28 protein-coding genes are annotated in these 26,887 nt (G+C 35.4%); 21 read left to right on the top strand and 7 right to left on the bottom strand.

Going from position 1 to position 26,887, the window contains the following annotated elements:
* Positions 1-306: IS3 family transposase (locus BLP77_RS08720; protein ID WP_143001418.1), on the top strand; the 306-nt coding region annotated here is incomplete at its 5' end.
* 292 nt (positions 307-598) lie between these two features.
* Here the strand turns inward: BLP77_RS08720 and BLP77_RS08725 are convergent.
* The gene (locus BLP77_RS08725) at positions 599-1,453 is read right to left on the bottom strand and encodes an integrase core domain-containing protein (RefSeq protein ID WP_218118854.1); all 855 of its coding nucleotides are present in this window, start codon (positions 1,451-1,453) and stop codon (positions 599-601) included.
* Positions 1,454-1,891: 438 nt separating this feature from the next.
* Between BLP77_RS08725 and BLP77_RS08730 the strand changes: the two genes are divergently transcribed.
* The 4 genes from BLP77_RS08730 (at position 1,892) to BLP77_RS08745 (ending at position 7,497) form a co-directional block, all read left to right on the top strand.
* Positions 1,892-2,431, top strand: a complete 540-nt coding sequence (locus BLP77_RS08730) for a restriction endonuclease (protein ID WP_245686840.1) — start codon at positions 1,892-1,894, stop codon at positions 2,429-2,431.
* A gap of 448 nt (positions 2,432-2,879) precedes the next feature.
* Positions 2,880-3,533 carry a phage tail protein gene (locus BLP77_RS08735; RefSeq protein WP_093856741.1) on the top strand — a complete coding sequence of 218 codons (654 nt, stop codon included), beginning with the start codon at positions 2,880-2,882 and terminating at the stop codon, positions 3,531-3,533.
* Between the two features lie 1,266 nt (positions 3,534-4,799).
* Positions 4,800-5,822 (top strand): hypothetical protein, encoded by a 1,023-nt coding sequence (locus BLP77_RS08740; RefSeq protein WP_093856742.1) that lies wholly within the window; start codon positions 4,800-4,802, stop codon positions 5,820-5,822.
* Positions 5,823-6,330: 508 nt separating this feature from the next.
* A complete protein-coding gene (locus BLP77_RS08745) occupies positions 6,331-7,497 on the top strand; it encodes a hemoblobin-interacting domain-containing protein (RefSeq protein ID WP_143001419.1) in 1,167 nt (388 codons plus the stop codon).
* Positions 7,498-7,534: 37 nt separating this feature from the next.
* On the opposite strand, the gene BLP77_RS15840 is transcribed toward BLP77_RS08745, so the two are convergent.
* The gene (locus BLP77_RS15840; protein WP_176753016.1) at positions 7,535-8,665 is read right to left on the bottom strand and encodes an alpha/beta fold hydrolase; all 1,131 of its coding nucleotides are present in this window, start codon (positions 8,663-8,665) and stop codon (positions 7,535-7,537) included.
* Positions 8,666-8,915: 250 nt separating this feature from the next.
* On the opposite strand from BLP77_RS15840, the gene BLP77_RS08755 reads away from it, so the two are divergent.
* The 14 genes from BLP77_RS08755 to BLP77_RS08820 all read left to right on the top strand — a co-directional run bounded on the left by BLP77_RS08755 (position 8,916) and on the right by BLP77_RS08820 (position 21,595).
* Complete coding sequence (locus BLP77_RS08755; RefSeq protein ID WP_093856744.1) at positions 8,916-9,812, top strand: hypothetical protein; 897 nt, start codon at positions 8,916-8,918, stop codon at positions 9,810-9,812.
* 552 nt (positions 9,813-10,364) lie between these two features.
* Entirely contained in the window at positions 10,365-10,817 is a 453-nt protein-coding gene (locus BLP77_RS08760; protein ID WP_143001420.1) for a hypothetical protein, read from the top strand.
* A gap of 106 nt (positions 10,818-10,923) precedes the next feature.
* Positions 10,924-11,601: a GntR family transcriptional regulator gene (locus BLP77_RS08765; RefSeq protein ID WP_093856746.1), complete on the top strand. Its 678-nt coding sequence runs from the start codon at positions 10,924-10,926 to the stop codon at positions 11,599-11,601.
* A complete protein-coding gene (locus tag BLP77_RS08770) occupies positions 11,598-12,479 on the top strand; it encodes an isocitrate lyase/PEP mutase family protein (protein ID WP_093856747.1) in 882 nt (293 codons plus the stop codon). Before BLP77_RS08765 ends, BLP77_RS08770 begins: the two co-directional genes overlap by 4 nt.
* 4 nt (positions 12,480-12,483) lie before the next feature.
* Entirely contained in the window at positions 12,484-13,890 is a 1,407-nt protein-coding gene (locus BLP77_RS08775; protein WP_176753017.1) for an MmgE/PrpD family protein, read from the top strand.
* 4 nt (positions 13,891-13,894) lie between these two features.
* Positions 13,895-15,175 carry a 3-isopropylmalate dehydratase large subunit gene (locus BLP77_RS08780; RefSeq protein WP_093856749.1) on the top strand — a complete coding sequence of 427 codons (1,281 nt, stop codon included), beginning with the start codon at positions 13,895-13,897 and terminating at the stop codon, positions 15,173-15,175.
* Positions 15,172-15,672 (top strand): LeuD/DmdB family oxidoreductase small subunit, encoded by a 501-nt coding sequence (locus tag BLP77_RS08785; protein WP_093856750.1) that lies wholly within the window; start codon positions 15,172-15,174, stop codon positions 15,670-15,672. Before BLP77_RS08780 ends, BLP77_RS08785 begins: the two co-directional genes overlap by 4 nt.
* Before the next feature lie 21 nt (positions 15,673-15,693).
* Positions 15,694-16,686, top strand: coding sequence for a Bug family tripartite tricarboxylate transporter substrate binding protein (locus BLP77_RS08790; RefSeq protein WP_093856751.1), 993 nt, complete (start codon positions 15,694-15,696; stop codon positions 16,684-16,686).
* Positions 16,687-16,775: 89 nt separating this feature from the next.
* Entirely contained in the window at positions 16,776-17,228 is a 453-nt protein-coding gene (locus tag BLP77_RS08795) for a tripartite tricarboxylate transporter TctB family protein (RefSeq protein WP_093856752.1), read from the top strand.
* Positions 17,229-17,243: 15 nt separating this feature from the next.
* On the top strand, positions 17,244-18,734 hold the full coding sequence (locus BLP77_RS08800) for a tripartite tricarboxylate transporter permease (RefSeq protein ID WP_093856753.1): 1,491 nt from the start codon (positions 17,244-17,246) through the stop codon (positions 18,732-18,734).
* A 16-nt stretch (positions 18,735-18,750) separates the two neighbouring features.
* Entirely contained in the window at positions 18,751-19,587 is an 837-nt protein-coding gene (locus BLP77_RS08805) for a hypothetical protein (protein ID WP_093856754.1), read from the top strand.
* 36 nt (positions 19,588-19,623) lie between these two features.
* Positions 19,624-20,787, top strand: coding sequence for an MFS transporter (locus tag BLP77_RS08810; RefSeq protein ID WP_093856755.1), 1,164 nt, complete (start codon positions 19,624-19,626; stop codon positions 20,785-20,787).
* A gap of 57 nt (positions 20,788-20,844) precedes the next feature.
* A complete protein-coding gene (locus tag BLP77_RS08815) occupies positions 20,845-21,078 on the top strand; it encodes an AbrB family transcriptional regulator (RefSeq protein WP_176753018.1) in 234 nt (77 codons plus the stop codon).
* A gap of 190 nt (positions 21,079-21,268) precedes the next feature.
* Entirely contained in the window at positions 21,269-21,595 is a 327-nt protein-coding gene (locus tag BLP77_RS08820) for an SEC-C metal-binding domain-containing protein (protein ID WP_176753019.1), read from the top strand.
* Positions 21,596-21,776: 181 nt separating this feature from the next.
* Here the strand turns inward: BLP77_RS08820 and BLP77_RS08825 are convergent, their stop codons facing one another.
* On the bottom strand, positions 21,777-21,974 hold the full coding sequence (locus BLP77_RS08825; protein WP_176753020.1) for a DUF3048 C-terminal domain-containing protein: 198 nt from the start codon (positions 21,972-21,974) through the stop codon (positions 21,777-21,779).
* A complete protein-coding gene (locus tag BLP77_RS08830; protein WP_093856759.1) occupies positions 21,961-22,152 on the bottom strand; it encodes a hypothetical protein in 192 nt (63 codons plus the stop codon). The genes BLP77_RS08825 and BLP77_RS08830 overlap by 14 nt, the downstream gene beginning before the upstream one ends.
* A 378-nt stretch (positions 22,153-22,530) precedes the next feature.
* Here BLP77_RS08830 and BLP77_RS08835 point away from each other — a divergent pair, with 378 nt between their 5' ends.
* A complete protein-coding gene (locus BLP77_RS08835; protein ID WP_093856760.1) occupies positions 22,531-22,863 on the top strand; it encodes a PadR family transcriptional regulator in 333 nt (110 codons plus the stop codon).
* Positions 22,860-23,987, top strand: coding sequence for a DUF2812 domain-containing protein (locus BLP77_RS08840; RefSeq protein ID WP_093856761.1), 1,128 nt, complete (start codon positions 22,860-22,862; stop codon positions 23,985-23,987). Before BLP77_RS08835 ends, BLP77_RS08840 begins: the two co-directional genes overlap by 4 nt.
* A gap of 120 nt (positions 23,988-24,107) precedes the next feature.
* On the opposite strand, the gene BLP77_RS08845 is transcribed toward BLP77_RS08840, so the two are convergent.
* From BLP77_RS08845 to BLP77_RS08855, 3 genes are all read right to left on the bottom strand, one after another.
* Positions 24,108-25,805, bottom strand: a complete 1,698-nt coding sequence (locus BLP77_RS08845) for a methyl-accepting chemotaxis protein (protein ID WP_093856762.1) — start codon at positions 25,803-25,805, stop codon at positions 24,108-24,110.
* Between the two features lie 15 nt (positions 25,806-25,820).
* Entirely contained in the window at positions 25,821-26,192 is a 372-nt protein-coding gene (locus tag BLP77_RS08850) for a response regulator (protein WP_093856763.1), read from the bottom strand.
* 166 nt (positions 26,193-26,358) lie between these two features.
* A complete protein-coding gene (locus BLP77_RS08855) occupies positions 26,359-26,820 on the bottom strand; it encodes a chemotaxis protein CheX (protein ID WP_093856764.1) in 462 nt (153 codons plus the stop codon).
* Between the last annotated feature and the right edge of the window lie 67 nt (positions 26,821-26,887).

The raw sequence follows: 26,887 nt of genomic DNA on the forward strand, positions 1-26,887 counted from the left end.
ACCACCATCCATTCAGATCAAGGGTGGCATTATCAACATCGTAAATGGGTAAAAACCTTGAAGAAGAACAAAATTTTTCAAAGTATGTCTAGGAAAGCGACCTGTGCAGATAATGCCGTGATGGAGAACTTCTTTGGCCTTATGAAGCAAGAAATGTATTACGGGGAACCCTTGGTTTCTTATACTGAATTAAAGAAGGAAATCGAGAGGTACATCGATTATTACAATCACGAACGCATAAAAGAAAAATTGGCTGGTTTAAGTCCAGTGGAATACCGAACTCAAACCAGCCACACAGTTGCATAATCAAAACTCTAACTTTTGGGGTTCACTACCTCCACGATTTTTTTATACTCTTTTTTAATTTTAGATAAACAAAAAGGATCCTGTCTCCTTCAAAAAGTCCATCTGAAAAAAATAAAGCTATTAATCTACTAATATTCTAAAAGTAAAAAAGAGAAATACAGATAATATCATAGAAATAGTTTGTGGAAAGACAACATTGTAAGGGAAGAGATAAAAAAGGACATGACAAAAAAGACTTTGAAAGCCTCAATTCCAAAAGGCAAGGTCACTAGATCTGTTAATGTAAGTTCATTTAAGCAACTCTTTTGTATGTATGGTAGAGACCATTCAATGCAGGGGTTGCTTTTATTTTTATCTTTTCAGCATCAACAGGGATGTAATCTGCTGATGGTACCGGCGTTTTACCATTAATCCCTTGATGAGTACGTCGAGTATTGTAATAGTCATCAATGTATTCTTTTAACAACCGTTGTAAATGATCTTCGTTTAGTGGAATAATATAATCGAGTAATTCTCGTCGTATCGTACCTATCACTCTTTCAGCATATGGGTTTTGCCACGGCGACTTATACGATGTTCGCTTAGACTTAATTTCAGACCCCTTTAAGAAAGCTTGAAAATCATTGGAACGAAATACGGGATCATTGTCATGGATTAGGTACTTCGGTTTTTGATCATAGGGTGTCGCATGTCGAAAATGTTGTTTCAACCAAGAAGTGTTTGGGTTTTTAGTTACACCGTAATGAACGATGCGACGAGTTTTATGCTGTATAATGACCAAGACATATAGTACATCGAACTTGAGTGTCGGAATCGTCAAGAAATCTGTGGACCATGTATCATTAAGGTGATTATTCAAAAAAGTTTTCCAGGATTGTATTTGTTTTTGTGAAGGTGACTTACGTCTATCCGGTAAGTACTTGGCGATGGTGTTTGGCGCTGGTGGATGTTTCAACCCCAACCTAGCCAACTGTTCATGTATCTTTTCTGGTGAGAGTAACGGATTCTCCTTATGGACACGCTTGATAAGATTAATCGTTTCACGAGAAGTTGTTGGACGTCCTATTTGCTTTGATTTAAATTTCCAATAAAACTTGAAAGCCGTTCGGTGCCATTTAATAACAGTTTCAGGTTTAACAATAGTCAAAAACGACTTCCAATTATCAAGATGATTGGATAGAAACCCAAAGTTGCCTAAAAGCAGGAGTAGGTTTTGGTTTTGGAAGTTGTTGTTTTTCAAATTGGTGATTGTATAGAGCTAATTGGCTTCTAAGAGCAACATTTTCTAAGCGATGTGTAGATTTAAAATAAAGCTTCAAAAAATGGAATAGATATTGTAATCACTCTTTTAAGAATGTAAATATTAACATAGTAAAGACATATTTAATCACTCCATCATAGTTATATATGGGTTATTGTAATGGAAGTCGAAGTGAAAATCTACAAAACTATGAATTTTTTTTAAGTAATTAAGGTAAGAATGATTGCCTAAACATGTTACATTTTTTTCCGATATATTAACTGGAATGCGCTTAATTAGTAAAGCCTATCTGAAGCCTTTTTAACCTTACGTGGAGGTCAAGCTATGAAAAATATCATCAATGATTTACTTTGGGGTGCCATATTTTTTATATCTATTTTGGTCCTAACAATGACAAGAGATTTGAAATTAAGTGGGATTGTTTTTATAGGATTGTTAGTCACTTATTTTATTTATCAATCTTTAGATAATATTCGTCACAACAGAAAAATAGCTAGCTCAGGTATTAGGGAAATTGATCAAATGACTGGAAGACAATTTGAATACTACCTTTCACAATTACTTCAGAAAAAAGTTTATAAAGTTAAGCAGACGAAAACAACTGGGGACTTTGGTGCTGATTTAGTTTTATCTGTGAAAAATGGCGAAGATATAGTCGTCCAAGCTAAACGGTATAATAAGAAAAAAGTAGGAATTAGTGCTGTACAAGAAATATTTTCTTCTAAGTCCTACTATAATGCAACGGAGGCTTGGGTGATTACAAGTAACTATTACACACCTGCTGCTATTAAGTTAGCAAAGGCGAATAAAGTTAAACTTATTAATAGAGACAAGTTGATTGAATGGGTTTTACATACAAAATAATGCAAATCATAAGATGTTGTATTTCGTGAATTTATTCTTGGAGGTTAATAACTATGAGGAAAATGATAAGTTCTTTAATTTTGTTACTAACAATTAACTAGCACAGTTGTAGCAGAAAACAATTAACTAATGTGAATGGCCACCGACAGAAGGTATAATTGAATCTTCTTTTTATAACAGTTCTAAAATATTGATATAAGACAGCAAATCATATTCAAAGATGTATTTTATAATCAAACTATCAAGTGTTAATTAGAAATGAGCAATTATTGTCAAAATATGTTGTAAAGTAATTAGTCAATAGGTTAATATAAAAATAGGGAAAAGTAATAAATACTACTGACGGCACGCCGTATGCGATGAAAGTTGCTTGTGCGGTGTAGGCTCGAACCGAAAGCCAAACATTGTGGTATAAGACGAGAATAGCGAAAATAATGAAGATACAACTATGCCAGAGCCAGTAACAAACAAAAATGTATCATCAACTGATATAAATGAAGAAGCAACTGGTGGTGTTCAGAATAAGATTACGTGGACAGATAGTATTTCTGCTGATGTCAAATCGTATCAAATTCACCGTTCTACAACGTCAAATCCTCTAGATGGTAAACAACTAGATGGATATATAGAACCAAATACAGAAACATATACTGATACTACAGCTAATGCTGGTACAACATATTACTATCATGTAGGGGCTTCTGATGGTACAAATATAAATTTAGGTACTGCTATTCAAGTAGATACAACAAAAGATATAGATAGTGCTCCTACAACAATTTCTGGAATTACAGCAAATGACGCAGATACCTCAGGCAATGGAACTTTTGTAAATGTAAACTTTACTAATTCTACAGAAAGTGATTTTGCCTCATATGAAGTATATATTGTTGCTAGTACATTTACAGGTACTACCTATAATGAAGTCACAAATGCAGCAGTGAACAGTGTAACAAGTACTTCGATTGAGGATGGAACAAATGGTCTTCAAGTAGACGCTGGTGCAAATACTGGTGAATTCAAAGTGTATGTGTTCTCAAAAGATACTGCGGGACAGGTATCAGGAATGCCAACTGCAGCTAATGTAACAATGGGGCAGTAATTAGAATAGTTTAATTAAAATCTTGTTGAGGTTTTAAATCTTAACAAAGGCTTTTAATCTTATTTAATCTGGACCTATAAGTAGTAAAGTAGAACAAAATAACAATCATTATCAGAACAAAAATAGGCGAATCAAGATAAAAATCATGACTTGGTTCGTCTATTTATATGGTCTACAACATTTTGAATGTATCATTTAATTGGTGATGCTAAAGAAGAATTCAATTAATTACAAAATCTATTATGTTATTTCATTCCTAGTTTATCTCTCTCTTCGTTTCAGCATTAGTTGTTATTTGTAGATGCATATGGAACCTACTTAGAAACTTAATAACAAGAAATAAAGTTAATCTATTAAAAAAGACAAGGGTAATAAACCTTGTGTTTGATTAGTTATATTGGTCAATCTACTACTATTAGAATGTTCCTTACCCTAATTAATGGGTTAATGTTTATTCATCAAATTTATTCAAAATCGCCTTGATATCTTCGTTTGGTTTCTCTTTTGGTTGCTTCTTCTCATATTTTTCAAAGATAGAATCGGCTTTTTTTCTTTCATAGAATGAAGGTACAAATTTGAATTTAGTTTGCCATAAACACATGTAATCAATAATACCAATCAGGGTTTCTACAGTATAATCCTTACAAACAACTCATTACTTAAAGTGCTACCTTAATTTTAAAATAGAACTTGGTGTATCTCGGCATATATGTAGATTATGCTCTATTAAAGAGGGATTAGTTATGCGAGTACAGATGTGTCTCTAGATATGACAAAAGGGGAAAATACTACTACACAATTAGAAACAAATAATGCTTTTGCTTATAAACTTGAATTAAGTGGAAGTATTAATATCTATTGAAGAATAGGATTAAAAAACTTATAACTTAGAAAACAAATTGATGAGATAGGGAAAAAAGAGTTGGATGTCAAATTGACAATTCTCTCTTTTTATGTTTTCAGACCTTACTATATTGATTTAAAAACTGATATAACAGTTGAACCAAACATAGAATAAAATATTATAAAAAAATTTGGTAACATGACAAATAATTACAAATATCGCATAAAACTTATTATATTATACTAAATAGGGATTAAGTAATAGGAAATAAGAGAGACAAAGCTGACGGATCGCTGTGTGCGATGAAAGTTGCATGCATGGTGAAGGCTCGAAACGAAAGCCACATGTTTGTGGTATAAGACGAGAATAGCGAACCAACTGATGAGCAAATTGTTAATTCAAGTCAAGATTATGAGGGTGATTTGTCATTAAATGCAACTGGAACAGACAAATTATATGGTCCTGAAACAAGTTCAAAAACAGTTAATGGATCAATAACAATCTCTGGAGATGTGAATGGTACAGTAACTATCCAAAATCTTCATATTACTGGTGACCTAACTATAGATACAACGAATGCACACGTTGAACTACAAGATAACGTAACTATTGATGGTGAAACAAATGTAGTGGATGTTAACGGTAATTCACTTGTAAGTGTTGCAAATCATACAGGTAACATTAATATTACAGATGATGATTCATCAAAAATTGAATTAACAGGTAATGCAAGTAGCTCGACGGTAAATATTTTATCTAATGGTGGTGATATTACTTTAGCCGGAGCAATCCATAATGTAATAGTATCTAACAATGCAAACATTACAGTAGATAATAATAGTCGGGTCGATTACTTATCAGTTGAAAGCGGAAGTGTTCTTCTTGATGCACCTGAGGAATCAGTGGGTCAAATTGTAAAAGAAGAAAATGCGGAAGTATCTGCCCCAGATGGTAAAACATTACCGGTAGATGTAGTATCAATAGTTAAAGTGACTGCTGATAGATTATCTGAAGGTGATACGAAAGTAGTAGGGGTTGAATATACTGCAGAAAAGGGTAGTGTTACCTTAACAGTTAATCCCTCTGCAGAAGGATTTGACTCTGTAACTCAAAATCCTAATGTAGAAAATGGTGCAAATGAATCTTTCAATTACCATGAAGTGAAAATTGAAATGCCAGAAGGAGCAGAGTACATTTCAGTAGATAATGTCGATGAAGGCGAAATCACTATATTGGATGATTATGTGTTTACGTATAAAGATGCTGAGGGTAATGTGCTAGGTGCAAGAAGTTATTTTCCTGTAAGTTATGAAGATGATACTACAGGTAATACTGTGGCGTTTGGTTATAACAATGAGTGGGTTAAAACGTACACTTGGTATGACTCTAACCAAAATATTATTCAAATCGATGAAGTAGTAGTTAAAAGAGAGTCTGTAGAATAATCTAAATAAGTGCTGTCCTATAAGTCTTTTATAAATATGACTTAGTAGGGCAGCCCTTTTTATATTTAAGACATTTGAAGAGGCTAGGATTAGTATTTATTGAGATTACAATGATTTAATCCATTATATATAAATTAAGATATGAAAAAGAATTTAAATAAGTTGAATTACATGTTTTTTATGACTGTGTTTTTCCAATAAATTATTCCAGAACAAACGAAAGTTAGTATTTTCTATAACGATTAACATGTAAAATTCAACATGGGAATAAGTAATAGTTACTACTGACAGATCGCTGTGTGCGATGAAAGTCGCCTGCATGGTGAAGGCTCGAATCGAAAGCTGCGATGATTTTATCGTGGTATAAGACGAGAATAGCGATTTTTTAGAACCACCAACACTTAACATAAACACCAATGATGAAGCTATTAAAATTAATTTTAATGCTGACTCATCGTGGGAAAAAGAGGTCAACTCAGTTACTGTATATGGGTTATCAGATGAACCAATGACAATGCATAAGGATGAAGGATTTTTCGAAGTACAAGAAGGAGAGATATTTTTAGCAATTCCACCTACGTTTCCGTTATATGGTGTAGAATTTGTTTTTCATGCTACAGGCTATCATGATGCAGTAGCTAAATTAGATACTTCTTCTGGAGACACACCACCAGAACTTTCGCCAGATACAACTAATAATTATCGTGACTATCCAATTGCAATTTCTTATGAAAAAAATGATGGTTGGTTGAATTCCATTGAAGCGATTCAGTATACTGATCCATCAGGTGAGGTTCAAAGACGATCTTGGTCCGTATTGGTATCCGAAAGAATCGTTCAACTGGAACCTGGCAAAATTATTTTTAGAAGTGGTGAAATTGGTACGGGTAATATAATTATTTATGCCAATGGCTATGAACCAACAGAGGTTTATCAAGAAATACAAACGTATACCTCTAGTTATGTGTCCGATATGATTGAATCCTTACCGGATGTTGAAAACATAATTTTAGATGATCAAGACGAAGTCAATAGCGTCATTTCTGCTTTTAATTATCTCACTGAACAAGAGAAAGAAGAAATATCCGATTCGAATCTGTCAAAATTAGATGCAGTGAAGGACAAGATTGCAGATATTATTGTAAGCAAAATTAACGATTTACCTGCACTTCAAGATTTAACTCTTGGTGATAAAAGCGAAGTTTATGAAATAGATTCTGCATACGATAAACTTACAAATGACCAAGAGGACATAGTTGGAGAACAAAACCAAGATAAGATGGATCGATCAATTGCTAGAATTGTTGAATTGATGATAGAAGAATTGCTGCCAATTGATGATCTAACTTTAGCAGATCAGGCATTAATCAATGAAACTGCAGCAGCTTATGATGATTTAAAAGTTTATGTTTATCAAAATCAACAACAATATGTGAGTGATGAACACGTTACAAATTTAGATCAGGCTATTGCTAAAATGGTCGAATTAAAGATTGAAGCATTACCACCTGTTGAAGAAATAACATTGGCTGATAAACAACAAGTACAAGAAGCTAACTATGCCTATTATGATTTGTATGACTTCGAGTCCCGTAACCAAAGGCAATATGTGAGTGAGGATATTAAAGATAAGTTGGATGCAGCTTTGGCTAAAATTGATGAATTACAACAATAGGTTTAAAAAGTCCTGTAGATAAGTGTTCTACAGGACTTTATATATTGGGAAGTATGTCTAACTCCCTTACCTTTATCAGTGCTTGGGTACGATTTCGTACTTGGAGCTTAGAAAAGATATTATGAGTATAAAACTTGATTGTTCCTTCTGATAAAAATAGCCTTTGTCCAATTTCTTTATTGGTTAACCCTTGTTTTAGTAGGAAAAGGATATGCCTTTCTCTATCCGTAAAAGACTCAACTGTTGATTGATTCACTTCCATATTAGAAGGCATTTTATCATTTTCAATCATTTCTCTTATGCCAGAATAAAGCTCAGATGTTAGTTGTTTGCGGTAAAGATCATTAAATGCTGTAGCATCATCTTTTGTATGAATAGTTTGTTTGATTATAAATTCGGTCATCCATTGTGCGGTTAATTGCGGTTGATCCATTTGTATCATGAATGAAGCGTCAGGAACAGTGTAGTATCGGGCGTTAGAGTTGAAATTCAAACTCGCACTGGATAATTCAGGCGGATAGATTGGGTCCTCTGCTCCGGATAAAAGCAGGATAGGAATCTTTAATTTTTTTAATGCATCTGCTCCTGCTTCTAAATAATGAGTACTAAAAAGCTGAAAATAAACATCAGGTGAGACTTTGCTGTAACTATTTAAAAGAATTAATTCCTTTTTCCCTGTTAGAGGGTAGCAGATTTGTTTAATTAACTGTTCAGCCATTGATAGAAATGATTGACTTTGTACCATCTTATTTCGATTATGGACGACTGTTTGGCCGATTTTTTTTGGGTAGTGTATAGGGACTCCCATCAAAGTCATGGATTTTAACTTTTTGTTATGTTGCGTGGCCAACTTTAATCCAACAAATCCACCAAAACCTTGAGCGATAATATGAAATGACTGAATATGACATGCTTCAATGATAAAATTTAAATCCTCAGATAATAGCTTAATGTCGACCTCATAATTTCCTCTATCACTATTGCCATGTCCACGAAGATCGTACATTAGGATATTAAAATTCTTTTCAAGATAAGGAATAATGAAGTCCCAGGAATGTAAGTCATGACCTACACCATGAATAAGGATTAATGTTTCATTTTTTGATGAGTTCTTTGCATCAATCCAATTATAGTAGATTTTATCATTCCCTTTTTTGGAGTAGGCCATAATAACGTACCTCATTTGTAATTTTCAAATAATAACTATATTATAATACAAAATGACTGTTATTGTCGAATAGGTTTGGAATAAATTAGAATATTTTGTTAGAATAATAGGTAGTATGTAGCAGTAAAAAGGAGGTATATAAGGTGTGATTCCAAAATATGCTTTGTTTTCATGGCAGAACAATATTGCAATTATATGATTTATTTTAACGAGTCATTAGAAAAACTTTAATTTAAGGAGAGTTCTATCAATGGAGAATCAAGTTAATGATCACGCTTCATTCCTATTTAAGATTAAAGATAGTGGTATATTTTTAGGAGTGTTGTATGTCATAGCACTAATTCTAATGCTACCGGTCTATTTATATTATTTTGATAATACTATATCTATTATTACCTTTACATTGTTAGGTTTGCTCGTAATTTTAATTGTTCATTTAGTATTGAATTGGCTTTATTATCTCGTTATTATAATTCCGCTGCTGATGTCGGTGTTACTTTTTGTTTTGGGGTGGGCTATATTTATTCTAAGTCCCCTGTTCCAAACTTATATAACTTTCTTATTGGATATGGCAGATACGTTTATGAGTATGGTAGGCCTATCATTGCCTTCTAATTTTATTGATCCATTATTTAAATTTTTTGATCGAATAGCTGAATTTCTAATCGTTATTTCTGGAATTAGTTGGTGGCTAATTAATAAGGGAAAGAATATAAATTATAAGGCTTTGGCTTTTTATCTCGTTTTTATAGCTTTTGCGGGTGTTTTAATAGGATTTGGAAGTATGGTTAACGTCTTTTTTATTCTATTTATTTGGTATTTAATATATCTCAAGGTTAATAATGTTAATGATCGAAAGGAATTTGCAAATCTAGCAATACTATTCAAGATAGGTGCTACGGCAATGATTATTTCAGGTGTTGTAGGTGTTGATGTGATTGGTAGTGGTATTGAAACTACAATGGTTTTTGCTGGTGATGAAAACACTATTTATAAAAACTTTGCTTTAATCTACCCGAAAATAATCGGTATTCTATTACTTATAGGTGTATGGAAGCCTTCACTATTTAATAAAGTTCCAAAACTAAGTGAATTTGTGAAATGGATGAGAAATAAAGGTAAATACCTATTGAAATGGGCATTATAGTTTTTTAGTTTCTTATATTTAACTTATTAAGCCTGGATCATTTAAAGAAGCAGCCGTTACGGTTGCTTCTTTTATGTTAAACATAATCTATTTTCTCATCTGATGATGTGCAACATAGGTATCTATATCAAATGCTACTTCTTAAGGTTCCGTTGAGTATCCTTTAAAAGTATTACAACAAAGTATATATATATCTTTTTAAAAAGTTGATAACGGAGAAAGAATACCGTTAATGTAAAAACATATAATATTTTGCTTCAAAAATCTTAATTTACAATCCAGGATGTGACAGCATTCTACCTTTTTGTTCTATATAATGAACATCAGAGATAAGTAATTATTATTAGAGAGAAGTTTACTGATGGATCGCTGTGTGCGGTGAAAGCCGCTTGCATGGTGAAGGCTCGTTATAAGCCTTTATTTTTAATGGTATAAGACGAGAATAGCGTTATAACTCTAGAAGAAGGAGATGATTTCGAAGGTATATATTCACCTACTAACTTAATGTTAGATATCGACTTTGCTTTTCAAGAAAGAGAGATTGGTGAATTAATGAATTTGTACAGTACAGATGAATTATATATTTCGGATGACACAACTTTCCCGAATGAACACCTTGAAATCTATGGTTTTGGATTAGATAAAGGCTCAGACTTTGACAATGGCATATATTTGGATATTTATAAAATACCAAAACACAAAGACAAAATTGTATTGGATTTTATAGATGAAGGTGGAACGGTGACAGGTAAAATAACTTACATGTGGGATAACGATAATATACATTGGGATGTCGTCTATCAAAGTGATAGCTACCAAATTAATTTTGGTCAAATTGAACCAGTAAATGAGCTACAACAACCACATAATGTAGTGAAAGTAAGAGATAATTTCGAAAAATATAATTTAATCTGTATTGAAAATTCAAACCTTCGAAGCATTAATTTAGGTCTTGTAGAGTTGCTCTACAAGACCTTTTTTCGATACATGTATTCAGAAAATTAATTAACATCAAAAAATTCATAATAAACCGTTTACATTTATATTTTTTTATGTATAATTGTATACAATAATTCAATTATCCAATTATTCAACATAAGGGGGTGTTGTTATGATTAAAACAATGAAAACCAAAGATATTCTTTATCAAGAATTAAAACAAAAAATAATAAATAGTGATCTAGAACCAAATATGCCAATTGTCGAGGACAACATCTCGAAGGAGTTTGGCGTGAGTCGAACGCCGCTTAGAGAGGCGTTACAACGATTAGAGTTAGAGGATTGGTTAGTTAAACAGCGTAATGGGAGGTTAAAAGTTTCTCCAGTCTCTGTAAACGAGGTTAAGGAGATTTTCCAAGTCAGAAGTAGGATTGAAGGCTTAGTTGCTACAGAAGCCACGAAAAAAGCAACTTCGAAAGATGTCGAGGAGTTAAAGAGAATTACTGATCTAATCACCCATGCTGCAGATACTGATCAAAGAAGTGAAGTCGTAAGATTTGGTTCTGAATTCCACAATTACCTATATGAACTTAGCGAACATCAAACAGCCAAAAAATTATTAGGCCAATTAAATGATCACATCAACAGGTATAGGAGGATCGGCCCGACTAAAAGCTCTGATAGGAGTAAATCAGCAGCGAATGAGCATAGACAGATTTTTGAATTTTTTGCTAGTGGTGACCATGAAAATTGTGGTAAATCAATGGAAACGCATATTAACAACAGTTTAAATGCAGCAGTTAATTCAATCGAGAGTTATTTGAAACTTACAAAGGAGAATGAGGAATGAAGAGAACTACTAAATTTAGAGAGCTATTAAACCAAGATGGAATAATTATTACACCAGGCGGTTATGATGCTATGTCAGCTAAAATTATTGAAGAAACGGGATTTGACTTGATGTTAGCAACAGGGGCAGGAATTTCAAATAGTCAATTAGGTATAGCTGATGTTGGGTTAACATCTATGCACGAGGTTATGGCAAGTGTTGACCATATGGCGCAAGCAACGAATATCCCAATTATTGCAGATGTAGACACAGGGTTTGGTAATGCCATCAATTTAATTAGAACAGTAAAAGAATTCGAGAAAATTGGTGCAGCAGGTATACAAATTGAGGACCAAGTGTCTCCAAAGAAATGTGGCCATTTTACTGGGAAACAGGTGATTTCCAAAGAAGAAATGGTCCTAAAAGTAAAAGCAGCTGTTGATGCCCGTGAAGATGATGATTTTATTATTGTAGCTAGAACTGATGCAAGAGCGATTTATGATTTAGATGAAGCGATATCTAGAGCCAAAGCTTACGCAGAAGCTGGTGCAGATGTCACATTTGTAGAAGCGCCACAAACTAAAGAGGAGCTACAAAGAATTGCTACCGAGCTAGAAGGGATTCCACAAATGGCCAATATGGTTGAAGGTGGTTTGACGCCGTTACTAAGTGCTCAAGAATTAGAGGAAATGGGCTTTAAGATTATGATATGTGCCAATACAGCTTTAAGAGCAGCGGTAAAAAATATAAGAAGTGCGATGCAAACCCTTTATAGTGAAAAGTCTCATAAAAATGTCCATGATTTGATTTGTACTTGGGAGGAACGACAGAATCTATTCGAATTGGACAGGGTTAAGGGCTTAGAGAAAACCTATTTAGAACTTGAAGGAGATGAGTAGAAGGATGACAGCTACTAAAAATATTGCGAGGTTTTCGAGTTCCTTGCAATATGATGATTTACCGAAAGAAGTGATTGAGCACTTAAAGTTGTGTTTATTAGACTCTTTAGGGTGTGGTATTTACGGGTCAACACTTCCGTGGAGTAAAAAGGTTATTGAGGCTGTTGGAGAATTATCAGGTGAACCCTCTGAAGGATCTAGTGTATTCCGACAAACTGAAAAATACACACCTGATCATGCAGCTTTAATTAATGGTACATTAATACACTCGTTTGAGTTTGATGACTTGCACAAATCAGCAGTTATTCACCCTGGTGCTGAAGTGATTCCTGTTTTACTTGGCTTGTCAGAATATTTAAAGAACAATGGTCAGGAAGTAACGGGGGAACAGTTTATTTTGGCTTTAGCTGTTGGTTACGAAGTCGGTTGCCGAGTAGGAATGGTGACTGGTTCAGAACAATTGAATAAAGGGTTTCATCCGTCTGCAACTTCAGGTGTTTTTGGTGCGGCAGCCGCCGGAGCAAAAATACTTGGCTTGAACGAGGAACAGACACTACATGCGATAGGGATTGCAGGAACTCAGGCAAGTGGACTGATGTCGGCTCAATACGAAGCAATGGCAAAGAGAATGAACCCTGGAAAGTCTGCACAAAGTGGAGTTCTAAGTGCTTTATTAGCTAGTAAAGGGTTCACAGGAATAACAAATGTGTTAGAAGCCGAATACGGTGGTTTCGCTAGTACGTTCGCTGACACAACGATTGATGAAAATGAATTTGAAAATTTAGGAGAATCTTACGAGATATTGAATGTTGGTTTTAAACCTTACTCATGTTGTGGTAGTAATCATACGACTATTGACTCTATTATGGAAATTATCGAGGAAAAAGATGGACCTTTTAAAGTAGATCAAATAGAAAAGGTAGAGATTGAAACTACTACGGCAACGAAACACCATGTTGGTTGGGATTATAAGCCAAGTGGAACTATAGGTGCACAAATGAATTTAGCCTATGCAACGGCTGTATCATTATTAGATGGTATTTGTTCAGTCGAGCAGTATGAAGATGATCGAATTCAATCTAATGATGTCAATGAGTTAATACAGAAAGTAAGAATAGAATCAAATACAGAATTTGATTCATTTGGAAGAGATGGGCGTCATCATATAAAACTAAAACTTACTTTTAGTGATGGAAGTACTGTCAATAAAGAGAAAACCCATGCTAAGGGTAGTATGTTTCATCCACTAAAACAAGAAGAAGTAAAAGGTAAATTTACACATCTTATGACAACACTTTACGGCAAAGAAATTGCAGAAAACTTATTGGAAGGTATTTTGAGTGTTCAGACTTATTCAGATGTAAATCATTTTTGGAATGACATTCAAAAAAAGCAATTAGTAAAGGAGTAATGTCATGACTGGTAAAACTATGGTAGAAAAGATTTTGTCTAATAAATCAAAATCTATGGCTGATGTTAGACAAGGTGATTTGACAATAGTTGATGTAGATTTAATGGTTTGCCATGACGCAAATCGTCCCCAAGCATCAGACATTTTTAAAGAAATGGGTGGGGATAAGGTGTATGATCCTGACAAAGTAAAACTAGTAATGGATCACGCACCAGGGGTTCCGAATCAATCGGCATCAGGTATACATGCCAAAATGAGAGAATTCTCATCAGAACAAGGAGCTGAACTAATTGGTCCCGGAGAGGGGATCTGTCACCAAATACTAGCTGAAAAAGGTGAAGTAGGGCCAGGAGATTTAGTTTTAGGTACTGATTCTCACACATGTACGAATGGGGCATTTAATGCCATTGGAGTGGGTGTCGGTACAAGTGATTTAGCTGCGGCTCTACTTACGGGGAAAACTTGGGTTAAGGTTCCTGAGTCATTTCAAGTAGAATTAGAAGGGTCTTTTCCAGAAAACGTTTATCCGAAAGATGTAGCCTTAGAAATCATTAGAATTCTTAAAGCGGATGGAGCAACTTATAAAGCATTAGAGTTTACAGGAGAAGCGATAAAAAGCATTTCAGTTGCAGGTCGAATGACCATTTCAAATATGGCGGTTGAAGCGGGGGCTAAAACGGCAATTTTCCCTTTCGACAATGTGTTGAAGGACTGGTTAGAACATTCAGGATATAAAAAAGAAATGACAGAGATTTCCCCTGATGAAGATGCAAAATATGAAAGGAAAATCGTCATTGATGTCTCAAAACTACGTCCCAGAATCTCCCTTCCAGATCAAGTTGAAAATATTACTGACGGTCACAGCACAGAAGGACTACCTATTCAACAAGCTGTCATAGGGACTTGTACAAATGGTAGATTAGAAGATTTAAGGGAAGCAGCAAGAATCCTAGAAAACAAAAAAGTTGCCCAAGGTGTGAAGTTATTTATTACACCCGCATCAAGAGAGACTTATGCTCAAGCATTAGAGGAAGGTATCATTGAAATTTTCATTAAAGCTGGAGCTATCTTAGGTGTTCCAGGCTGCTCAGGTTGTTCAGGGGGTGCACACTTCGCCATCCCTTCTGATGGAGATAATGTCATCACAGCTGCTAACAGAAATTTTGTTGGTCGACTGGGAAATAAAAAAGCTCATATTTACTTGGCATCTCCAGCAGTGGTTGCCCAATCGGCGGTATCAGGTCATATAAAAATTCCAGAAGAGGGAGGGAAAACAGCTTCATGATTAACGGAAAAGTCCACATGTTTGGTGACAATATCAATACGGATGTCATTATTTCGGCTAAACGAAAAGAGTCCTTTCATGATATTGATGATATGGTCCCATATGTCATGGAAGATATTCGAACAGATTTTCATAAAACAATATCTAAAGGCGATATTATCGTGGCTGGTCCCAATTTTGGGTGTGGTTCTTCTAGAGAAGCGGCACCAGCAGTACTCAAAGCTGCAGGAATAGGAGCAATAATTTCTCCTTTATTCGCAAGGATATTCTATAGAAATGCGATTAATGTGGGACTACCTGTTATCACTTATGAAAACGCTAACAATATTTTTCAATCAGATCAGAAACTATCAATTGATATTGAATCTGGCGAAATTAGAGATTCGGATACCGAAAAACTTTATGATTTTAAACCAATTCCTGAATTTATGATGGAAATTCTGAATGAAGGGGGCTTAGTTCCATACATTCAGAAACACAAAGAATATGTATTATAAAAAATTTTAGGAGGATGCGAGATGAAAAAGATTTTATTCTTAGGATTCTTAATGACACTAGTTGGTATTCTCACAGCATGTTCAGAAACTAGTGAAGGAGCAGGAGAAGATTACCCTAATCAGTCAATTGAATTAGTCGCTGCAGGTTCTCCTGGTGGTGGGCTCGATACATTGGCAAGAGCTATTGACCAAGGTCTTCAAGATGCAGACTTACAAAATCAACCTTTTGTTATTGAAAATAAAGGTGGTGGGGGCGGAAACCCTGCAAGAGCCTATATTAAGGAACAAGATGACGACCCTTATACACTACTAACTGAATCGAATCGAGTTTATGTAAATAATATTGTCGGAAACACTGAATTAGATATTGATGATGTAACACCATTGGCTCGTATGGCTACCGAGTACCTTGTATGGGTAGTACGTGAAGATTCAGAATATACAGAAGCAACTCAAATTATTGAAGATTTAAAAGAAGATCCAAAAGCTGTTCAATTTGGTGTAGGAACAGTACCAAGTAATGATCAAATGAATATCATTCGTCCTGTTAAAGCTTCAGGTATTGATGCATCATCTGTAGAAATTGTTGCCTTCGACTCTGGTGGGGATCTTATGACACAGTTATTAGGTGGACATATTGATGTCATTTCTACTGGTATTTCTGAAGCTATCGAGCAGAGAGAAGCTGGAAAAGTTAGAATATTAGCCGTTTCATCCCCAGAACCACTAAGTGGAGATTTTTCAGACGTCCCTACGTGGAATTCTCTAGGAATTGATGTTGAAATCCTACACTGGAGAGGTTTATTTGGACCTCCGAACATGCCACAAAGTGCTATTGATTATTGGGATGAAAAAATGAGCGAATTAGTAGAAACTGAAGAATGGCAAGCGATTTTAGATAAGTATAAATGGTTTGATGCCTATGCTGACTCTGAAACATTCAAACAGGCACTAGAAGAAGAAAAACAGACGATGTCTGATTTGTTATCGGAAATTGGTTTAGCAGAGGAATAGTTTTACCATAAATTTTCGGAATGTTCAAACTTAATGGCAATCGTATTCTTGGTGCGATTGCCTACTCTTTTAAAGGGAGGTAAAAATGTATGAAAGTAAGCCAAAACAAAGTTACTGGGTTACTTTGTCTACTCTTCTCTTTGTTTTTTATTTATCAAGCCTTTCAAATAGAACCCCCGCCATCAGCTACAATGGATTTCTTAGGGCCAAGGGGTTTTCCATTTATTATTGGTTCGCAAATGGTCTTATGTTCACTCGGAATCTTATTTTTAAGTAAAGAAGAAGGAAATGAGGATAATGTTGGGCTATCTGAGTTAAAAAGTCTTATACCGTATCTTCTACTCATACTGGTATTTATATTATTAGTGCCATATCTTGGCATGTTTATAGGACTATTTCTATTAACTTTTGTCATGGTTCGAATAATGGAGAAAGGTAAGATCATACAAAACTTGATAGTATCAGTTTGTGTATCTTTTGCTATTTGGATTGTTTTTGATATTCTACTCAATTTATCCATGCCAATGTGGCCAAGTCTATAGATAAGGAGGGGAAATATGGATATCTTACAATTACTGTATGAAGGTTTTTTATCCGCGATTACAGTTGAAAATATATTCGCAGCAGCTTTAGGGGCATTACTTGGGACTGTTGTAGGAATACTGCCAGGGTTGGGTGCTTCTGCAACAATCGCAATCATGATTCCCGTTGCGTTTACATTGCCTTCAGATAGTGGATTAATTATGATGATTGCCGTCTATTATGGCGCAATGTATGGAGCATCTACTACGGCTATCTTATTGAAAATGCCAGGTGCTCCTTCAACGGTTGTCTCTACACTAGATGGTTATCCACTTGCTCAACAAGGTAAAGCGGGACCAGCTATTTCTATTACAGCGATTGGGTCTTTCTATGGAAGTATTATTTCATTGCTTGGTGTCATGTTTCTAACTGTTCCTCTAAGTACTTTTGCATTAAGATTTGGCCCCGTAGAATATACGGCTGTCATGATTTTTGCATTACTGATGGCAGCGACATTGATTGGGAATTCTGTATTAAAAGGATTATTCTCGATTGGACTGGGTGTAGCATTTTCGCTAATCGGGACAGACTTACAAACAGGTGTTTCACGTTTTACGCTGGGTATTGATCATTTACTTAGCGGAATCGATATGATTGTCGTGATCATTGGTATATTTGGTATAGGTGAAGTGTTTTATTATTTGGTCACTCAAAGGAGAGGTGGCAAGTCTGGAAAAAGACTCGCATTGAAGGGCTCTTTAATTCCGACCAAGAGTGACTTCAAAGAATCAATACCACCTTTTTTTAGAGGGTCAATAATTGGCTTCGTATCAGGGTTGTTACCGGGATCAGGTAGTACAATTGCTTCTTTTCTATCTTATTCTACTGAAAAAAGATTGTCTAAAACACCTGAAAGATTTGGTAAAGGTGCGATGCAAGGTTTAGCATCTGTAGATACAGCGAATAATGCATCTGTAGGTGGGGCTCTTGTCCCGATGTTCTCATTAGGAATCCCAGGTTCAGGGACAACGGCTGTATTACTTGGGGCGTTGATGATGTACGGGGTATCACCCGGACCATCATTTATTACTAGTGAAGCTGACTTATTTTGGACAATCGTCGCTTCGGCCTTTATTGCAAACGTCGTGCTAATTATCTTGAACTTGCCTTTAATACCCCTATTTGTAAAGGTCTTAGATATCCCAACCAAATACCTAATGCCAATTGTATTAGTAATTGCCGTTACAGGATGTTACACCTTGAATGGATCATTTACAGATGTTTGGTTAGTATTCCTATTTGGAATCATTGGATTTTTCATGAGAGTAGGCGGACTGTCACCGGCCATTTTTGTATTAGCTATCGTTTTAGGTGAAGATTTTGAAAGGTACTTCAGACAGGCCTTAATTACTGAACGGGGTGATTTTACTGCTTTTGTAACGAGCCCAATTAGTTTAATTCTATTATTAGTTGCCGTAATAGTAGTATCCTTTGACATATTTAAAACAGTTAAACAAAAAAAGTAAGGGAAGGTTGATAAGGATGCCTAAAGTGCTTAAAACTAGCAACTCTAGAATTGAAAGTTTGCAAGAAATTTTACAATCTGATAATAGATATAAAGATGTTAGTGCGTTTCCTTTTGGGATTCTTTCAGGAAATCAAGAAAACTATTTATTTACGGTTAATGATGGTGAAGTTCTAATAGTTAATCATTCCGGGGAGGAAAGTTCTCGGGATGATGCATCAATTGTATATGAAAATTTCGTTAAATTGGACAGTATTATGGGTGATAATTTCTCACACTTTAAGAGATGTTCAGTAAGGAATATGAAAATCTTTTATAGATTAAAAAGTGCTTTAAAGAGCTTTCAGGCAATTAACAATTCGGAATTCATGACGGATCAAACTAATGAAATTATTAGTAGGGTTTCGCTTATTATTAGAGGTCAGACTAAGATGAAGTCCTTATGCACAGAAATCAATGAAATTATGAGAAGAGTCTCAAAGGATAACATGATTGATGATGATGATGTCAATCGATTGATCGAGCTGAATACTAAAGGTAATTATATTCTTTTTGATCAAGCTAGGGAGCTTTACTATATTAAAAGTTTGATAGACGATCTCGATTCGTATATTAGCAGAGAGTTTTCACTAAAGCAAAAACTGAAATTTATAACAGTTAATTTGCAATTCATTATGAAAAAGTTCTCCTCTAAAAGGATTAAAAAAGGTAATGAGATGGTGTTGAAGGAATTTTCGTCGCACTCTTACGAAAAAGAGGGTAAATTTATTTCGGAGCTAGATATTAACAATAAGCTAAGGAAAGAATTTCAAGAGACATTTCAGAAGAATTTTATGAGTTATTTAATTAATTAGTTCTCATAATTACTTGTAATTTAAGAGGTGTAGGAAATGCGGTTATTTTGGATAGTGCTTATTTGTCAAGCACTCTATTCTATAGCTTTAAGAGGCTCGCGTCCAATTGTCTCATTGTACGCTGATATTATGGGAGCTTCTCCTTTAATAATTGGATTTCTCGTATCTTCTTTTGCATTACTACCAATGCTTTTTGCGATACAAGCGGGAAAGTGGTTAGATAATTATGGCGCAAAACGAATAGCTTTATTGGGAAGTGTAGGGATGATAATTTCTTTAGTTTTACCAGTATTTTTCCCTACACTTTTAATGCTGTTTGTTAATCAGTTTATAATCGGAATATCACATGTTTGTGTACTTGTGTCTTTACAAAAGACAATTGGTAATCTTCCTGGGAATAGGGATTTTTTGATTGCGTCATTTAGTATTGCTGGGTCAATCGGTGAATTTATTGGTCCTTCTTTTACAGGGCTATTATTTGAGCAGTCTGGATTTAGAGTAACATTTATTGTGATGATTATAACAGTAGTGGTTTCAACTTTAATTGTCACGTTGCTGCCAGCTAATAAAAGTGTTCAGAATAAAGGAAAAGATAGTCATAAAACTACTGAAAAGAAATCAAGCACGTTAGCAATGTTAAAGAAAGTAAATTTAAGGAAGGCTCTTATTATTAGCGGATTAGTGTTATATTCCAAAGATTTGTTTGTTGGTTACTTTCCTGTATATGGGAATAACATTGGTCTTACACCATCTCAAATCGGATTAGTTATTTCACTCGTTTCTGGTATGGCAATCGTAGTAAGAATGTTACAATTTACACTGGTTAAAAAATTTGGAAGGAGTTTAGTGCTATTTTCTACGTTAATATTAAGTGGAATTGCGTTTGTATTAGTACCGACTTCTACTTCAATGATTTACCTAAGTATTTTTGCACTTATGTTAGGAGCAGGTTTGGGATTAGGGCAACCTTTAAGTATAGTATATACATTAAATGTTAGTCCTGTTCCGCGTCATGGCGAGGTTTTGGGTCTGAGATTGACATTTAATAGAGCATCACAATTTGTTGCACCCTTTGTATTCGGTGCAATTGGGCAAGTAGCTGGAATTGCTCCTGTATTTTATTTAAGTGGTGCCTTTTTGCTACTCGGCTCATATTTCACGAGGATGAAAGAAGATAATGATAGCGGTGATAACGAATGACTACTATGATAGAGATTGAATTTACATTAAAAGGACATGACAGAAAGAAGAATTAACATGTTTTTAAAAATATATTTTTTAATGTTAGCGCTCATTTTGGGCGTTTTATTTACGATATTAAAAGTACCTACGGGTTGGTTATTAGGTGGCCTAATTGCAGGTATTGTTTTTAACTTGAATACCAAAGGTTCTACACTGTCCCTCCCCGAATATAGTTTTAAAGTTGGACTAGCATTGATTGGTATTAATATCGGTTTAATTATAACTTTCAAGAACATACTTGCCCGCTAAGTTGTTTATATAACAGCTTGGCGGGTTTTTTTGTTCGCCAATAATCGGTGAGGAGATGTCCCGCCTAAGCAAGAGCTTCTGAAGTATAAGGATGATGAGTACATTGAAAGAACTAGTGAATATGAAGCTTTGCGACGGTTTCTATTAAAAGAAATTATTCCTTCTGATCCAGATGGTCGAGGATATTTGTATGGATATACAGTTGGGTAGTCAAATGGGAGAATCGGATCTGACAAATGCAATGGACGAGTTTAACAGAAGAAATATTTCGTTTAATGATGAGGCGCAGGTTAATCAATTATTACAGTTGGTAACGGATATGCACAATCATACTCGCACATGGGTTAACAACGGCCACACACCACATGAGATCAATGAGGAATCTGAGAAGGATCAATTGCAACCATTACCAGAACGGAAAACAAATCCTGTCCAAAAGGTTGATAAAGTGGGACGCAATGAGCCATGTTCGTGTGGGAGTGGGAAGAAGTATAAGAAGTGTTGTATGACGAATTAAGAAGTTGAATGAGTTTTTAAGAAAGTAGATTTGGACCTCTTGCCGCGGCGAGAGGTTTTACTTTAGTAAGACTAGCTTTCGACTTGAAACCAAGTTTTCCCTGGCTGTAGGGAAATGATTTCACCGTTGGTATAATAGCGGATGACCGTTTTCATTTTTCATTCGGCTTCTCCTTGCCCTGTTAATCAATATTAATTCTTCCTGCTTTATCTCCAGGGATTAAGAGTTGTTTGGCGTAGATGACGATGACATTACTAGTTTTGATTTGTTCTCCGGATTCTCGAACTGCATGTGGCTCTTCTTCCAGGTAACAACTATATAGTTTTGTTTGAGAATCGTATTTATATGCGACGTGGGTAAAGTTGTTATATCGGCCCATCATATAGTTCTTCTTCCTCTACAGTTTCTTCCTCTGGTGGATCTTCTTCGGTATTTGTATTATCGGGAGACGGTTTCTTGAACAGGTTCGGCAGGTTGATCTTTCTCCACTCACTTGTATCACCACAACCCACAAGTAACAACATATCAAAGATGGAAAGTAATATGTACTTTTTCATATTGTCGTATTTCCCTTATCTATCATGTGATTGAGTGAATCCAATAATTTTCCAAATTTAATGAAGGGAAATAACCTTTTGAAGCAAAAGAGTTAAGGTATGTATAAAAGAAATAGTATTTTATACATGGCCTAAAAATTTTATATGTGGAGCCCCAGTTATTCATGTGTTTGTTTAAGTGTATATACTTAATTTAACAACCTCAAACAAACGTTACTATTTCAAAAAAGGACCCAATTGTAAATATTTCTCAGAGATTCGACTTTACCGTGTAGGATCAGAAGGCTGTTTTTGTATCCTAACAATTTTTTATTGCTTATATATGTCGTGATGTGATATAGTCGTATTGTGACATAGTCGAGGTGTGACATATAGGGGATGATAGATTTGGATAGAATCTTAAAAAAATATGTACCTATGACTGAAACAGCCTTTTATATACTACTATCCTTAACGGAACCAAGGCATGGTTACGGAATCATTAAACAGGTTGAAGAAATGACAAGGGGGCGTATTAAACTAGGTTCCGGTACGATTTATGGTACATTGACGAAGATGCAACGGGATGAAATTATTACCATTTTCGCGGACGAAAAACGAAAGAAGATTTATGAAATTACAGATTTAGGAAAGCAGTTAATGCGTGTGGAAATGGACCGATTGAAAGAATTACACGACAATGCTTTACGATACGAGGAGGACTTTCAATGACTGTCAAAAAAGAAGTGAAGTTGTTGTGGAGCTACAAAATAGATAAAACTGAGAGATGGCTTTCTGAAATGGCAGAACATGGTTGGCATTTAACGGGCGTAAATCAGTGGACAAGAACATTCACTTTTAAGAAAGGTAATAAAAAGAATGTGACGTATCGAATCCAATATGGTCCTAAGAGTCGCTCTATCCCCTTGACTTTACAAAAAGAAGGCTGGGATACTGTTGTCTCAGAAGGTCGTTGGTTATTTCTAAAAAACGAAGAAGCAAATATAAGTTTGTATCCCACTAGAGATGAAGTTGTGAGACGTAATCGAACGCATGCATATATTTTTAGCGCGCTAGCCATTTTTCAGCTTGCAACGCACATTCCCATTATTTTATTATCAATCGTTTCCTTAACCAGCCAGGATGATTCTTTCTTCTTAGAAGATAGTTTATGGATACTTCTATTCTTATTGGCAGTAGGAATAGGACTCGCATTTTTTGCTATATATGTATTCAAGGCTTATCGTCGGTTTGAACTCCGTGAGATGGATGCTACAACTGACCTTATTTCCAAAGGTAAAAAGATGCGTAAATTTAAGCTTGGTTGGATGTATCATCTTGAGGAAACGAAGACGTGGCTCGAGAAACTCGCAGAAGATGGCTATGAACTTGAGAAGGTAACAGCTTCTATTTTTACATTTAGGGAAATCGAACCCTCTAACATTAAGTATGAATGCATCTTTGAATATAAAGTACAACCTTCGTTCTTTACAACACATAAAGAATTTGGCTGGAAGCTTAAATATTCATCCAACATGACCTTGTTGAATTATTCAATTTGGGCTAAGCATTATAATGTTGATGAACCAGTACCTCAATTCTCTTATGATAAAGAGGAGCAAAAACAGTCCATCAAACGCGCTTTTAAAATGAATATTGGGATAAGTTTTTATCTTATTCTCCTTTTATCTTTTTCATTGTATATGAATTATAGTATGGATGAGCCTTTTATAACATGGAGCTTTAGTGGAGTGATGCGACCATTGTTACTCGCCCTTTTATTATTTTGGGTTTACATGTTCGTTCAGATTTTGCTTAGTTATCGCAAAAGCATGAGAGAATATAAAAATTATTAATATTAAACTTCATCCGCTAATTTTTATTTTGGTTAAGAGACAATCTCGCGAAATTGTTAGGGTTGAGTCACCAAATCAATAAAAAGCAGATCTAGCGAAAACACTAGATCTGCTTTTACTTTAAAGCTTAAACTGCCTTACCAATCCATTAAGCTCTTCTGCTAGTTTAGCTAATTCATCGGAACTTGATGCGACTTCTTCCATTGAACTATTAACCTGCTGGGCAGAAGCGGATGTTTGCTCGACGCCAGCAGCTGATTCTTCTGAGATAGATGCGATTTCTTGAACGGATGCGTTCATTTCCTGGCTGTTGGAACTGATAGATGATAGGTTATCCGTCACGGATTGAATACGTTTCGTCATGTCGTCTACGGCATTTTCGATTTTATTAAATGTTTCGCCGGTTGTTTTAATTTGACTTGTTCCTTTTTCAACCTCTGTATAGCCGTCTTGTAAGGATGATACGACGCCTGATGATTCGGTCTGAATACCATCTACGATTCCGGTTATCTCTTCAACTGATTCGCCAACTTGTTCGGCTAGTGTTCGTACTTCATCGGCAACGACCGCAAAGCCACGACCTTGTTCACCTGCACGTGCGGCTTCAATAGCGGCGTTTAAGGCTAATAAGTTGGTTTGTTCGGCAATGTCCTGAATAACTGATACGAGTTTAGAGATTTCTTGTGACTGGTTATCGAGTCCTTTGACTTTCTCAACGGCTTGTTGAACGATTTCATCTATTCTAGACATTTGAGTCACTGATGTGTTCATTAGTTGACTACCTTCGTTGGTTAGCGTTAGGACGTCATTTGAGGATTTATAAATAAACTCACCATTTTCATTGGCTTCTTGTACTTCCGTTGCAAAAGTGCCCATGTTATCAGAAAGATCACTAGCGTTATTGGCTTGTGACTCGGATCCTGCAGCGATCTCTTGCATGGTTGTTGAGATTTGTTCTGATCCACCTTTAACTTCGTTAGCCGATTGAGTTAGTTCTTCACTCTGACTGCTGACAGTCTCTGATACGGTATTGATTTGTGTGAGTAATTGACGCATATTATCATTCATGTCATTCGTTGCGGTTACGAGTTGTCCGATTTCGTCTTTAGATTTTGATTGTAAAGGTTCGAGGCTTAAATCACCTTGTGCGATGGCTTTCATTCGTTCTTTGACGATTTTAATTGGGTTTGTAATCACCTGTGCCGTTACGAGTGAAACAACAATGGCAAGTACGACAACTAAAGCCGAAACACCTAAGCCAACATATAGGACCGTGTTTCCATTTTCTAATATATTTTGGCCATTTTCTACAATTTGATTTTCTCGCTGAGCCGATAGTTCTTCAAAGCCGGCCATAATCTCTTCCGCAACGGGTTGAATGTCATGGATTAAGATTTGATTAGCTCTTGATTCATTGCCTTTATCGTATTCTACAAATAATTTATCGACGACCGTTTGTTGCCATTCAATACTTTGATTAATAAGCGACTCGACTTCCTCTGAATCACTTTGTTCTAAAATCATATTTTGATATTGAATGCTATCTGACGTGTATTCATTAAAACGGTTTTTGAAATCTTCATCACCGTATAATAGATAACCGCGCGTTAATGCGATTCGTTGAGCCATATTGAAGGCTAGCTTTTCATCGGCTACTAATAAAGGAAGTTGCTCGTCAACGATGTTTTCTGTATCGTTATTAACTTTATTTATAGAGATGAAGTTAAATACGCCTAGTATAATGACCAATGCGATAACAAGCGAAAAACCGGACAAAATTTTTGCTTTAATGCTTTTAAAGTTTAATAGTTTTTTCATTGATGTACACCTCTGTTAATTTGTTTCTATCTGCAACACTTTATCTAACGATTCGCGTACTCTTTCGGGCGTAAAGGGTTTGACAATAAAATCTGTTGCCCCGGCTTCAATAGCATCTATGACCATGGATTGTTGTCCCATGGCGGAGCACATGATGACTATGGCCTTATGATCAATTTTTTTAATTTCTTTTAAAGCTGCTACGCCATCCATTTCAGGCATCGTAATGTCCATGGTTACGATATCGGGCTCCAAATTTTTGAATAGATCAACAGCCTCATTTCCATCCGCGGCTTCACCAACGACTTCATGGCCCTGATTCTGTAGTATATCCGTTAGTTGCATGCGCATAAATGCGGCATCATCGGTGATTAAAATCCTTGCCATTTTATCCATCTCCTTTTGACTTGACTGTTTCCTGTTCAGCTATTTCTACTGCTCTATGTAAATGATCATTTTGTTTTGAGAGATTGATTTTTATAGTAAAAGGAATTTTTCTCGGGATTTACTGTGTTATCTAGAGGAAATCAATATCTCCCGAGTAGCATCCCTTTTAATCGAGTAATAAGTAAACCTCAATTTCTCCTTTATCTTCCACTTCTACATTGAGCTGAATCGCCTTTTCGTAGCCTTTAATGGTTGTGTTTCCTTCCATAATCGTAGGAGCTGTGATATTGGTTTCAAGGTCATTCGAGTCGTTAATGGTTGAAATACCGCCAGCAATCATATTGCCAAGTTCACCACTAAATGACGTCAACATTTCGCCTTCCAGCTTCATACCATACATGGATTCACCAATTGAACTGAAGACGGAACTTTGTGCTGAAAGAATGAGCTTCCCCTTAATATCCCCCGTAATGCCGATCAGTACGCCAAATTTAATGATTGGATCTTGCTTTAGATCATTGGGCTTTTGGATATTTAAATTCATTGGGATAACATTTTGAATAGAAGTCAATGTGCCATTAAGAAGATAAGTAACGGCTTCTGTTCTTTTTTGGGCATCTGTAGTCATTTTTTCACCACCTTATGATTTATGAATTAAAAAAGCTACCCATCATCATGAGTAGCCAAATAAATCT

The sequence above is a fragment of the Tenuibacillus multivorans genome (genome assembly GCF_900103915.1).
GTDB lineage: Bacteria > Bacillota > Bacilli > Bacillales > Alkalibacillaceae > Tenuibacillus > Tenuibacillus multivorans.